The 12,600-nt window shown below is 65.2% G+C and carries 12 protein-coding genes; 8 read left to right on the forward strand and 4 right to left on the reverse strand.

Features of this window, described 5'->3' with window-relative positions:
- Positions 1–39: 39 nt before the first annotated feature.
- Genes TSA1_RS07500 through TSA1_RS07510 form a run of 3 tightly spaced genes read right to left on the reverse strand, consistent with a single transcriptional unit; the run spans position 40 to position 2,221 of the window.
- Complete coding sequence (locus tag TSA1_RS07500) at positions 40–840, reverse strand: SDR family NAD(P)-dependent oxidoreductase (RefSeq protein ID WP_100175792.1); 801 nt, start codon at positions 838–840, stop codon at positions 40–42.
- Between the two features lies 1 nt (position 841).
- On the reverse strand, positions 842–1,396 hold the full coding sequence (locus TSA1_RS07505; RefSeq protein WP_100181020.1) for a carboxymuconolactone decarboxylase family protein: 555 nt from the start codon (positions 1,394–1,396) through the stop codon (positions 842–844).
- A 12-nt stretch (positions 1,397–1,408) separates the two neighbouring features.
- Entirely contained in the window at positions 1,409–2,221 is an 813-nt protein-coding gene (locus tag TSA1_RS07510; protein WP_100175793.1) for an SDR family NAD(P)-dependent oxidoreductase, read from the reverse strand.
- A 232-nt stretch (positions 2,222–2,453) separates the two neighbouring features.
- Here TSA1_RS07510 and TSA1_RS07515 point away from each other — a divergent pair, with 232 nt between their 5' ends.
- Genes TSA1_RS07515 through cyoD form a run of 4 tightly spaced genes read left to right on the forward strand, consistent with a single transcriptional unit; the run spans position 2,454 to position 6,301 of the window.
- Complete coding sequence (locus TSA1_RS07515) at positions 2,454–3,287, forward strand: cytochrome ubiquinol oxidase subunit II family protein (RefSeq protein ID WP_100175794.1); 834 nt, start codon at positions 2,454–2,456, stop codon at positions 3,285–3,287.
- On the forward strand, positions 3,277–5,277 hold the full coding sequence (gene cyoB / locus TSA1_RS07520) for a cytochrome o ubiquinol oxidase subunit I (protein ID WP_100175795.1): 2,001 nt from the start codon (positions 3,277–3,279) through the stop codon (positions 5,275–5,277). The genes TSA1_RS07515 and cyoB overlap by 11 nt, the downstream gene beginning before the upstream one ends.
- Positions 5,277–5,918: a cytochrome (ubi)quinol oxidase subunit III gene (locus TSA1_RS07525; RefSeq protein ID WP_100175796.1), complete on the forward strand. Its 642-nt coding sequence runs from the start codon at positions 5,277–5,279 to the stop codon at positions 5,916–5,918. The genes cyoB and TSA1_RS07525 overlap by 1 nt, the downstream gene beginning before the upstream one ends.
- On the forward strand, positions 5,915–6,301 hold the full coding sequence (gene cyoD / locus TSA1_RS07530) for a cytochrome o ubiquinol oxidase subunit IV (protein WP_100175797.1): 387 nt from the start codon (positions 5,915–5,917) through the stop codon (positions 6,299–6,301). The genes TSA1_RS07525 and cyoD overlap by 4 nt, the downstream gene beginning before the upstream one ends.
- Positions 6,302–6,521: 220 nt before the next feature.
- Here cyoD and TSA1_RS07535 read toward each other — a convergent pair whose 3' ends face one another.
- Positions 6,522–7,310, reverse strand: coding sequence for a thermonuclease family protein (locus TSA1_RS07535; protein ID WP_100175798.1), 789 nt, complete (start codon positions 7,308–7,310; stop codon positions 6,522–6,524).
- A 201-nt stretch (positions 7,311–7,511) separates the two neighbouring features.
- On the opposite strand from TSA1_RS07535, the gene TSA1_RS07540 reads away from it, so the two are divergent.
- The 4 genes from TSA1_RS07540 (at position 7,512) to TSA1_RS07555 (ending at position 12,483) form a co-directional block, all read left to right on the forward strand.
- Positions 7,512–9,110 (forward strand): GMC family oxidoreductase, encoded by a 1,599-nt coding sequence (locus tag TSA1_RS07540; protein ID WP_100175799.1) that lies wholly within the window; start codon positions 7,512–7,514, stop codon positions 9,108–9,110.
- A gap of 7 nt (positions 9,111–9,117) precedes the next feature.
- Entirely contained in the window at positions 9,118–9,567 is a 450-nt protein-coding gene (locus TSA1_RS07545) for a hypothetical protein (protein WP_100175800.1), read from the forward strand.
- 106 nt (positions 9,568–9,673) lie between these two features.
- Positions 9,674–10,693 carry a S1C family serine protease gene (locus tag TSA1_RS07550; RefSeq protein WP_100175801.1) on the forward strand — a complete coding sequence of 340 codons (1,020 nt, stop codon included), beginning with the start codon at positions 9,674–9,676 and terminating at the stop codon, positions 10,691–10,693.
- 59 nt (positions 10,694–10,752) lie between these two features.
- Positions 10,753–12,483 (forward strand): FAD-dependent oxidoreductase, encoded by a 1,731-nt coding sequence (locus TSA1_RS07555; protein WP_100175802.1) that lies wholly within the window; start codon positions 10,753–10,755, stop codon positions 12,481–12,483.
- Positions 12,484–12,600 lie beyond the last annotated feature (117 nt).

Consider the following 12,600-nt stretch of genomic DNA (forward strand, 5'->3'; position numbering starts at 1 on the left):
CGACCCTCTCCCCGCAAGCGGGGAGAGGGAGAAGAGAGACTACCCCCGTCTCACGCTGGCGCCGCCATCGACCGGAAGCGTCACGCCCGTGATGAAGTTCGCCTCGTCCGACGCCAGGAACAGCGCGGCGTTGGCGACGTCCCAGCCCGTGCCCATTTTCCTGCGCAGCGGTACCTTGCTGTCGCGCTCGGCTTCGACCTCGGCGCGGGTCTTGTGCCATTCGCGGGCGCGGGTGTCGACGGCCATCGGTGTGTTCATCAGCCCGGGCAGGATGACGTTGGCGCGGATGCCGTATTCGGCGTTCTGGTAGGCGAGCTGCTCGGTGAAGGCGATCATCGCCGACTTCGTCGCCTTGTAGGCGACGTAAGGATAGGTCGTGATCGCCGCCATCGAGGAGATGTTGATGATCGCGCCGCTGCCTTGCGCGCGCATGATCGGGATGACTTCCTTCGCAGCGAGAATGCAGCTCTTGAGATTGATGGCGACGACGCGGTCGAACGCCTCCTCGGTGAGTTGCAGCAGCTCGGCGTCGCCGCCGGACAGGCTGACGCCGACATTGTTGTGCAGCACGTCGATCCGGCCCCAGCGCGCCTGCGCGTCCGCCACCATTGCCTTGATGTCGGCGGACTTTGTGACGTCAGCCTTGAAAGCCGCGGCAGTGCCGCCTTTCGCGGCGATCATCGCAACCGTCTCCTGTGCCGATTCCAGATGATGGTCGACGCACAGGACCTTCGCGCCCTCGCGCGCGAAAGTCAGCGCGGTGGCGCGGCCGTTGCCCATGCCTTCGCCGGGGCTCTGTCCGGCGCCGACCACGATCGCAACCTTGTCCTTCAAGCGCATCTCAGTTCACTCCCGGGATCGGGTACTGCTGGAGTACCTCTTTGTAATACGGCTCGTTGTCGATCTTCATGGTCGCGAGCACGCGGACCACGCCGCAATAGAAGGCGATGGTGAGCACGAGGTCGACCATGTGCTCGTCGGAGAGGTGCGCCTTGATTTCGGCGAAGGTCGCATCGGACATCGCGAGCTCGCGCACCATCTCGCGGGCGCCCTTCAGGATCGCTCTCGCCAGCGGCTCGAGCTTCGACGGCTTGCCCTCGGTCTCCGCCATCAGGCCGGCGATATCAGCGTCGGTGACGCCGAACTCCTTGCCGATCTTCACGTGGTGGGTGAACTCGTATTCCGACTTCTCCATCCAGCCGATCTGGAGGATCGCGAGCTCGCGCAGGCGCGGGTCGAGCTTGCTCTTGAAGCGGATGTAGCCGCCGATGCCGTTGAAGGCGCGTGCCATCTCCGGCGAGTTGACCAGCAGCTTGTGGAGATTGGTGTTGCGCTTGAGCATGTCGCGATATTCGGGCGCGACCTGGTCGGCCTCGAGGTAAGGCAGGCGGGCCATTTCCATGTTCCTCTAGTGTTCTTGCGACTCGCGTTCGGGGGCTTGCAGCGTCACGCCGCCGTCGACCACCAGCACCTGGCCGGTGATGTAGCGTGCGAAGTTGCTGAGCAGGAATCTGACGGCGTGGCCGACGTCCCTGCCGGTGCCTTCGGTCTTGAGCAGGGAAGCCCTGGCGCGGTTGGCGCGCGCCTGCTCGCTCATGCCACGGGCGTAGACCATCGGCGTGTACATGGGGCCGGGGCAAATGCAGTTGACGCGGATGTTGTCGCGACCGTGGTCGACGGCCATCGCGCGCGTCAGGCCGATGATGGCGGCCTTCGATGTCGAGTAAGTCGTGAGCCCGCGCGGCCGCAACGCCGAGATCGAGGAGATGTTGACGATCGCGCCGCCCCCGGCGGTCCTGATCATGGCGGGGATCGCATGCTTCGACATCAGGAACATGGTCTCGACATTGACCTGCATGACACGGCGGTATTGCTCGGGTGCTTCGTCCACCACGCTGCCGCGGCTGCCGATGCCGACATTGTTGTCGAGGAAATCGAGCCGACCCCAGCGGTCGAGCGCGGCTTCGACGAGCCGCTTGCAATCGGCTTCATCGGTGACATCACCGCCATGCGCAGCGGCGGTGCCGCCTTCGGCGGCGATCATTCCCACGGTGCGTTCGGCAAGCTTGAGGTCGCGATCGGCCACCAGCACTCTTGCACCGGCGCGAGCCAGCAGAATTGCTGCGGCGCGGCCGTTGCCGATGCCGTCGCCTGCGGCGCCGCCGCCGCTGACGAGCGCCACCTTGCCGGCGAGGCCGGCATCGTCCTCTGGGCCCTGCATGTCGTTTCATCCCACGATTTTCGTGCAGACTAGCAATCGTGCCGACGAGAGAGAAGGCCGGTGGTCCCGCGCCGATGTCATTGACATCGCATGGAATTGCATGCCGCCGCACGAGATTGGAGACCGCAGGGATCGCGCGACTTGGAACCGGCTTCACGCGATCGCGTTTGTTGCGGAGCCTGTCCCGCGCTAGGCTGTCTCCCGGGGCTTCCCAACCGCCAGTGGCTTGCCGATGAATCTGCTCGATCCGCAAGGGCCCGTGGCTGCGGCCAACAGCACCATCCTGATCGATTCCGTCTTCATCATGCTCGCGATCGTGGTGCCGACCATTGTCGCGATCCTGGCCTTTGCGTTCTGGTTTCGCGCCTCGAACACCAAAGCGCGCTACCAGCCGGACTTCGTCTATTCCGGCCGGGTCGAGATGGTGGTGTGGTCGATCCCGGCGCTCACCGTCATCCTGCTCGGCGGCGTCGCCTGGATCGGCTCGCACCAGCTCGATCCCGCAGCGCCCGTGCCGGGGACGGGCAGTCCGGTCCGCATCCAGGCCGTCTCGCTCGACTGGAAATGGCTGTTCATCTATCCGGACCAGCGCATTGCCACCGTCAACACGCTGACGGTGCCGGCCGGCGCCGAGCTGAATTTCCAGCTGACGTCGTCGAGCGTCATGAACACGTTCTTCATCCCGCAGCTCGGCAGCATGATCTACACCATGAACGGCATGGTGACGAAGCTGAACCTGCGCGCCGACAATGAAGGCAAGCTGCAAGGACTGTCGGCGCATTTCTCCGGCGACGGCTTTCCCGACATGATGTTCGACGTCAACGTGATCTCGCCGCTCGCCTTTCCGGACTGGGTGGCGACCACGGCGAAGACGGACGCGGTGCTGGACGAGGCCAGCTACAGGAAGCTGATGCAGCAGGGGATCGAGAAGGGCAGGCCGGCCTATCGTCTCGAAGACCCGCGCCTGTTCGACCTGATCGCGAACCAGCACATTCCGCCGGGACCGGGGCCTGAGCTGATCTCCGAGGCCGGCCGTCCGCACAGTGGAGGCCAGGATGCTCGGTAAGCTCGATTGGTCCGCGATCCCCCTCGATCAGCCGATCCCGCTCGTCGCGGGCGCGGTGGTGCTGGTCGCGATTCTGGGCGTGCTGATCTGGGTCGTGGCGAAGGGGCATCTGCCCTATCTCTGGCACGAATGGATCACGAGCGTCGATCACAAGCGCATCGGCGTCATGTACATCCTGCTGGCGTCTGTAATGCTGCTGCGCGGCGGCAGCGACGCCATCATGATGCGGATCCAGCAGGCCGTCGCCTACCAGTCGCAGGGCTATCTGCCGCCGGAGCACTACAACCAGATCTTCTCGGCGCACGGCACCATCATGATCTTCTTCGTGGCGATGCCGTTCGTGATCGGGCTGATGAACCTCGTGGTGCCGCTCCAGCTCGGCGTGCGCGACGTCGCGTTCCCGACGCTCAATTCGGTCGGCTTCTGGCTGACCGCGACCGGCGCGCTGCTGGTCAATCTCTCCCTCGTGATCGGGGAGTTTGCGCGCACCGGCTGGCTCGCCTTTCCGCCGCTGTCGGAATTGTCCTATTCGCCGGGCGTCGGCGTCGATTATTACGCCTGGTCGCTGCAGATCTCGGGCGTCGGCACGCTGGTGGCCGGCATCAATCTCGTCACGACCGTGCTGAAGCTGCGCACCAAGGGCATGAACTATCTGCGTATGCCGATGTTCTGCTGGACCACGCTGGCTTCGAACCTGCTCATCGTCGCGGCCTTTCCGATCCTCACCGCCACGCTCGCGATGCTGCTGCTCGACCGTTATCTCGGCTTCCACTTCTTCACCAACGAAGCCGGCGGCAACGTCATGATGTTCATGAACCTGATCTGGGCCTGGGGCCATCCGGAGGTCTACATCCTGGTGCTGCCGGCCTTCGGCATTTTTTCCGAGGTCGTCTCGACCTTCTCCGGCAAGGCGCTGTTCGGCTATCGCTCGATGGTGCTCGCGACCATGGCGATCTGCGTCATCTCCTTCATGGTCTGGCTGCATCATTTCTTCACGATGGGCGCAGGGCCCGACGTCAACGCCATCTTCGGCATCGCCAGCATGATCATCGCGATACCGACGGGGGTGAAGATCTACAATTGGCTGTTCACGATGTATGGCGGCCGCATCCGCTTCGCGACGCCGATGCTGTGGTCGGTCGGCTTCATGGTCACCTTCATCATCGGCGGCCTGACGGGCGTGCTTCTCGCGGTGCCGCCGGCCGACTTCATGCTTCACAACAGCATGTTCCTGGTGGCGCACTTCCACAACGTCATCATCGGCGGCGTGCTGTTCGGCGCCTTCGCCGGCTTCGAATACTGGTTTCCGAAGGCGTTCGGCTTCCGCCTCGACGAACGCTGGGGCAAGGCTGCGTTCTGGTTCACCTTCCTCGGCTTCTTCATCACCTTCGTCCCGCTCTACATTGCCGGCATGCTCGGCATGACCCGCCGCATGCAGCATTACGACGTTGCGGCCTGGCGGCCTTGGATGATCGTGGCCGCATTCGGCATGGTGGTGCTGACGATCGGGGTGATCTGCCAGATCGTGCAGCTCGTGGTCAGCATCCGCAATCGCGAAGCGCTGCGCGACCGCACCGGCGATCCCTGGGACGGCCGCTCGCTGGAATGGGCGACGTCGTCGCCCCCGCCGGTGTTCAATTTCGCCTTCAATCCCGACGTGCGCGGCGAGGACGCCTATTGGGACATGAAGGTACGCGCCCGGCAGCAATCGCTCGAGCATGACGTGCCCGAGTATCGTGACATCGAGATGCCCAGGAACTCGCCGACCGGCTTCGTCTGCGCGTTCTTCGCCACCGTCATGGGTTTTGCGCTGATCTGGCATATCTGGTGGATGGTGATCCTCGGCGGCCTCGGCGCATTCGCGACCTTCGTCGTGTTCGCCTGGCGCGACCATGACGAATACGTCATTCCGGCCGAGGACGTCGCCCGCATCGACCGCGTCAATATCGAGGAGCGCCGCAGCCTCGTCAGCATGGCGGGAGCGATCTGATGTCGATGACTGCAACCGCCGGCCGTGCGCATGCCGATCCCCATCACATCGGCGTCGTGATCGAGCATCCCGGGCCTGCGTCGAAGCGGATCGTCACCGCCTACGGCTTCTGGGTGTTCCTGCTCTCCGACATCGTGATGTTCTCCTGCTTCTTCGCCGCCTATGCGGTGCTGTCCGGCCAGACCGCCGGTGGCCCGAAAGGCTCGGAGATTTTCGAGCAGGGGAATGTCGCGATCGAGACGGTCTGCCTGCTGCTGTCGAGCTTCACCTGCGGCATGGCCAGCATTGCCGCCGACGTCCGCAACCGCTTCTGGTTCTATCTCGGCATGGCCGCGACCTGCGTGCTCGGGCTGATCTTCCTCGCCATCGAGTTCCGCGAGTTCGCCGATCTCGTCGCCCGCGGCTATGGCCCGTCCCGTAGTGCGTTCCTGACCGCTTTCTTCTCGCTGGTCGGCTGCCACGGCCTGCATGTCTCTGCCGGCGTCCTGTGGCTGCTCACCATGATGGCCCAAGTGTTCGCCAAGGGTTTCCGCGCCGATGTCTTACGCCGGATGATATGCTTTGCGCTGTTCTGGCACGCGCTCGACATCATCTGGGTCGGGGTGTTCTCCGTGGTCTACCTGCTTGGGAGTGGCGTATGAGCGATCAGACGCACATGCATGCCGAACATGACCTCGCACCGGGCGACGAGGAGCAACATAGTGTCGGGGTCCGTATCCTCGGCTACGTCGTCGGGCTCGTGCTTGCGCTGCTTCTCACGGCGACGTCGTTCTTCATCGCCGGCACCGATCTGGTGTGGCAGCCCTCGATTCCGGTCGCCCTGATCGTGCTCGCGATCGCGCAGATGGGCGTGCATCTGGTGTTCTTCCTGCACATCACCACCGGCCCGGACAACACCAACAACGTGCTGGCGCTCGCCTTCGGCCTTCTGGTGGTCTTCCTCGTGGTCGGCGGCACGGTCTGGATCATGGCGCATCTGAACGCCAACATGCCGCCGATGGACCAGATCATGCGGATGCAGTGATAGGACCGGCGCAAAAAAGAAGAGCCGCTTGTTGTGACAAGCGGCCCAAGTCTAGGGAGGAAACGCCCAAGCAAGGCAATCGGCCGAAGCCGGATTGCTGCCAAGGAAACGCATGCGCAAGCGCTTGCGTACGCATACAAATGCAGCAAGTCCCGCCTGAGTTCAATTCCGGATCAATACGGTCCCGGACTACCACTCACGGCTGCGTGAGCGACTTCATTCACTTCGGCCGGCGGCAGTTGTAGGCCTTGCGGAAGCCGGCAGCCTGGGCGTCGTCCTCCGAGCAGAACCAGCGGTCCGGCTTGGTGGTGGCCGGGTAGCTCGGGCAACCCCGCAAATGATAGATGCCGATATTACCGGTGACGCGGGCGCGCACCGCAAGCTTGCCCTTGATGCTGCAGCTCGGCGGCATCGTCAGCTCCTCCGGGAAGAGCACGGCTCGAATTTCCTTGTCGCGGTCCTGGCGGCAGGCAGCGCCCAGGAGGGCGCCGTCCTTCTTGCCACTGCGAAAGTCTTGCGGTGCAACAAAGCAGCCCTTCCAGATTCCGGCCGAGGCCGTCTTGGCTTCGCCCGCCGCCGGCTTGACGTTCGCCTTGATCGGCTCCCGCGCGACGGCAAATCCGAGCTTGACCAGCTGCTCGTTCAAGGTGGCCTTGTCGCCCTCGGCCGTGCAGATGGCGCGATGCCGCTTACCGAAGCTCTTCTCCGGTCCGACATCGTCACAACGCACCGAGCGCTTGTTGATCAGCTTCGCCAGCTGGTCGCGGGCCTCGATACCGCAGGTCCAGGGATCGGCGTGATCGTCGATGCAGACCTGGTCCAGCTCGGGCGCGTCGACACCGTCGAGCCGGTAGGTGACGTCGCCAAGCTGGATGGAGTTGCCGTCACGGACTGTCGCGGCGGCGGTCAGCGCGGAAGCCGGCTCGGAAGACGCCAGAAATCCGGACAAGGCGAAAGTCAAAATGAGCGCAAAAGCGCGGGCGGCGGCAAAGACATTTCGGAAGGACATACGATCTCGCTATCGATTGCTCGTGCACCTCGTTCCTAGCATCCGGATGTGGCGATACCAATGGTCTGCACCCTGCGAAGTGCGACATTCCGGCCCTGCGGCTTTACTCCCCGCCCGCTCTGACCCTATCGTTCGCAGGCCTTGCCGACCATGCAGGCCGAATCGCCCGGTAAGCGGCGAGGGCGGGAGGAAGAGGTTGCGATGAAAGACCCCGTGGACGTCCTGATCATCGGCGCCGGCGCTTCGGGCGCGGCGGTGGCGTGGTCGCTGGCCGACACCAGGATGCACATTCTCTGTCTCGAGCAGGGCGGCTGGATGAACCCGGCGGAATATCCGAGCACGGGCCGGGACTGGGAGGCCAAGTTCTTCGGTGAGTGGTCGTCGAGCCCGAACGTGCGCGGCCGGCCCGAGGACTATCCGATCAACGACGACAATTCGCCGATCAAGGTCGTGAACTACAACGCGGTCGGTGGCTCGACCGTGATGTACACCGCGCATTGGCCGCGGCTGCATCCTTCCGATTTCAAGGTCAAAACGCTCGATGGCGTCGCTGACGACTGGCCGATCGACTACGACGCGCTGACGCCGTTCTTCGAGGAGAACGACCGCATGATGGGCACGTCGGGGCTCTCAGGCGATCCGCTCTCGCCGCTGACGCATCCGCCGATGCCGCAGCAACCGATGGGATTGTCCGGCGCCATCATCGGCAAGGCCATGAACAAGCTCGGCTGGCACTGGTGGCCGTCGGACACGACGGTCGCGACCATGGACTACGAGGGCCGGGCGCGCTGCATCAATCTCGGCCATTGCACGCCGGCCTGCGCGCAAGGCGCGAAATCCTCCACGGACATCACCTATTGGCCGCACGCGATCCGCGCCGGCGTCGAGCTGCGAACCCATTGCCGGGTGCGCGAGATCACCACCGACGAGAACGGCATGGCTTCGGGCGTGGTCTATTACGACAAGGACGGCGTCGAGCAGTTCCAGCCCGCGCATGTCGTCATCATCGCCTGCAACGGCGTCGGCACGCCGCGGCTGCTGCTCAATTCGAAATCCAGCCGCTTTCCGAACGGCCTTGCCAATTCGTCAGGCCTCGTCGGCAAGAACCTGATGTTCCATCCCTATGCGCAGATCTACGGTTATGTGAAGGAGCCGACCGACAGCAACCGCGCGCCGCCGACCTGCCTGTGGAGCAAGGAGTGGTACGACACCGACCTGTCGCGCGGATTCGTGCGTGGCTATGGCGTCCAGTTCGTGCGCGGCGCCGGTCCGGTGTTCGAAGCGGTCGTCAGCGAGCAGAAGGGCATTTTGCCGTGGGGCGAGGATCATCACCGCGTCTTCCGCAAGCTCAACGGCCATCGGCTCGGCTTCTCGGCGATCTGCGAGGATTTGCCGGAGGAGCACAATCAAGTCACGCTCGATCCCGTCCTGAAGGACAGCCACGGCATTCCCGCGCCGAAGATCGACTATACCATCAGCGAGAACAGCCGGAAGATGATGGAGCACGCGCTTGCCCGCGGCCGCGAGTTTCTGGAAACGGCAGGCGCGACCGATATCTGCATCAACTCGCCGATCCCCTGGGGCGGCTGGCACCTGCTCGGCACCGCGCGGATGGGTATCGACCCCGAACGCTCCGTGGTCAACGAATGGGGCCGCAGCCACGACGTGAAGAACCTCTTCATCGTCGATGGCAGCATCTTCGTCACCTCGGGCGGTGTGAACCCGACCTCCACCATCCAGGCCCTCGCGCTCTACATCGCCGACCAGATGAAGCAGCGCCTCGCCAATTTGTTCGATTGAGGCCGTCATGTCCGCAGACAATCAACTGACGCGCACTCAGCGCGACGACCTCCGCACCATAGCCGCGATGATCGTTCCCGCCAGCGACGAGTACAAGGTGCCCGGCGCGGACGATCCCGCGATCCAGGCCGACATGCTGGCAACGCTCGGGCGCGACACCAAATTGGTGGCGGCGGCCCTGGATCATCTGGCCCGGTTGGCAGGAGCGCCGCTCGCCGGGCTCGATGCCGAGAAACGCGAAGCGGTGGCGCAGCAGTTTCGCAAGAGCGGCGGTGCTGCTGCGGCCACGCTCGCCCGTGTCGTGCTGCAATGCTACTATCGCGACGACCGCGTGCTGCGCTCGCTGGGGATCGAGCTGCGCGCGCCGTTCCCCAAGGGCCATGTGCTGCCGGACGGCGACTGGTCGCTGCTCGATCCGGTCAAGGCGAGGGGCGGCTCGCTGAGGCAGGTCCCCTAGCCACCTGGGCAGTCAAGACCCGGCAGTCCAGCCCTGCGCGCCAGGCGGGCATCTTGCGCGGCAGTGAGCAGGCCACCATCTGTGTGTGCCTTCAAGGACTCTTGCCATGCTGGATTTCACCTCAGATATCGTCGATGACACCCCGTCATCGCGAACAGCGGCTGCTGCCCCGGACGACGACCGGGCACTGCTCGACGCCTATTCCAACGCCGTGATCGACGTCACCGACCGTGTCGGCCCTGCGGTCGTGCGCGTCGAGACGGGTCCCAAAGTGCCTGATAGACGCGAGCGCGGCGGGCTCGGCTCGGGCATCGTGATCTCGCCTGACGGCCTCGTCCTCACCAACAGCCATGTGGTCGGCACGTCCAAGGAGATCCGGCTGCGCGACGTCGAGGGCCATGTCGGCGAGGCCCAGGTGCTCGGTGTCGATCCCGACACCGATCTTGCGCTGCTGCGCGCCAATGGCGTGCGGCATCTGCCTTATGCTGCGCTCGGCAATTCCAAGACGTTGCGCCGCGGCCAGCTCGTGATCGCGATCGGCAATCCTCTCGGCTTCGAATCGACCGTGACCGCCGGCGTGGTCTCGGCGCTCGGACGCTCGATCCGCTCGGTCAGCGGGCGCACCATCGAGGACGTGATCCAGACCGATGCCGCGCTCAATCCCGGCAATTCGGGCGGACCGCTGGTGTCGTCGCATGCCGAGGTGATCGGCATCAACACGGCGATCATCAACGGCGCGCAGGGCATCTGCTTCGCGGTCGCCAGCAACACCGCGCAATTCGTGCTGTCGGAGATCATTCGTCACGGCTATGTCCGGCGCGCCTACATCGGCGTCGCCGGGCAGACCGCGCCGGTCCCGCGGCGGCATGCGGTGCTGGCCGGCGTCGAGAACAAGATGGGCGCGCTGATCGCACAGATCGAGCCTGACGGCCCTGCGGCGAAGGCGGGCCTGTTGCCCGGCGACGTCGTCATCAGGCTCGACGGTGTCGAGATCAACGGCGTCGACGATCTGATCCGCGTGCTCGACCGCGACCGGATCGGCCGGCGGCTCGCCATGGACGTGCTGCGGCTCGGCCGCCTGCGGGCGATCGACATCGACCCGATCGAGCGGAGGCCGGCGCGCTAGCATTGGCCCCTCCGGGCGAGGTATGACGGTGTCATGCCTCGTCCTCGGACCCTTGCCGCATGATGCCGGCGCATGAGACCTACGACGTCATCGTCATCGGCGCGGGTGCCGGTGGCATGACGGCGGCGGCCGTGGCCGCGGCCGAAGGCCTGCGCGTGCTGGTGATCGAGAAGACCGCGTTCGTCGGCGGCACCACCGCCTGGTCCGGTGGCATGGTCTGGATTCCCGCCAATGCCAAGATGAAGGAAGCGGGGCTGTCGGACAGCGTCACGGATGCCGTTCAATATCTGTCGAGCACCGTGCCGGAGCCGGCCAATGCCGGCCTGCGCGCCGCCTTCCTCGCGCGCGGGCCCGAGGCGGTCACCTGGCTCGAAGCTAACACCGAGGTCCGCCTCCAGCCGGTGAAGGCCTATCCTGACTGTTATCCCGAGCGATTGGGTGCGGCGTCAGGCGGTCGCGTGCTGGAGCCGGTGGCGTTCGACGGCGCGCGGCTCGGCCAGGCTTTTGCGCGGCTGCGGCCGCCGCTGCCGGAGTTCACGCTGTTCGGTGGGATGATGGTCGATCCTCTCGACATCCCGCATTTGCGCCGCGTCGGAAGATCGCTGCGCTCGACCTTGCGCGCGGCGCGGCTGGTGTCGGCATACGCGTTGCAACGGTTGTGCAGCCCGCGCGGGACGACGCTGCATCTCGGCAACGCGCTTGCCGCACGGCTCTATGCTTCGCTGCTGGCGCGGCGGGTTGAGGTTCTCTTCAGCGCCGACGTCGAAGACCTCTCGATGCAGGGCGATCGTGTCGGCGGTGTGGTCATCCGCCATGGCTCGCGCGACCGGCCGATCGCAGCGCGCCGCGGCGTGGTGCTGGCGACCGGCGGCTTCTCGCACGACGCCGTCTTGCGCAAACGCTTCTTCCCTGCGGCAGCGCGACTTGTCTCGGCGACCAACACCGCCAGCACCGGCGACGGACTTCGACTCGCGACCGCGGCCGGTGCCGCACTCACCGCGGAAGCGACAAGTCCGGCCTATTGGGTGCCGGCCTCGCTATTCCGCAGGGCCGACGGCAGCCGTGGCGTGTTCCCGCACACCGTGACCGACCGCGCCAAGCCCGGCGTGATTGCCGTGAATGCGGCCGGACGACGCTTCGTGAATGAGGCGCTATCCCACCACGAATTCGCGCTCGCCATGCTCCGTGACGGCAATGGCGAGCCGGATCGGCCGTTCTTTCTGATCTGCGACCGTCCGTTCCTGTGGGCTTACGGCCTCGGCCGCATCAAGCCGTTCACGTGGAGTGTGCGGCGCTATGTGATGAGCGGCGAACTGATCGAGGCGGCTGACATCGCGCAGTTGGCGACGAAGATCGGCACCAGGCCTTCCGTGCTGACGGCCACGCTCGCGCGCTACAACGAAGGCGCAAAGCAGGGGCGCGATCCCGAGTTCGGCCGCGGCAGCACCATCTATCAGCGGCATCTCGGCGACATCAGCCACAAGCCCAACCCCTGCGTCGCGCCGATCCTCCGCGCCCCGTTCTTCGCGATGCGCATCTACCCAGCCGATCTCGGCACCGCGATCGGCATGCAGGTGGACGCCCAGGCCCGCGTGCTGCGCGCGGACGGCACGCCGGTCGCGGGTCTCCATGCCTGCGGCAACGACATGGGCTCGATCATGAACGGCAATTATCCGGCGCCGGGGATCACGTTAGGGCCGGCGCTGACGTTCGGGTATATCGCGGGGCGGCATCTGGCCGAGGGGAGCATGACATGCAAGACCGCTGCAGGCGTGTCGGCGTCCGTCTAGCCATCTCCACTGCTGTCATGCTCCGCGAAAGCGGGGCATCCAGTACGCCGCGGCCCATCGGTTCAATCACTGCCATCTCGGCGTACTGGATCGCCCGGTCAAGCCGGGCGATGACAT

It is taken from the genome of Bradyrhizobium nitroreducens, from assembly GCF_002776695.1.
Taxonomy (GTDB): domain Bacteria; phylum Pseudomonadota; class Alphaproteobacteria; order Rhizobiales; family Xanthobacteraceae; genus Bradyrhizobium; species Bradyrhizobium nitroreducens.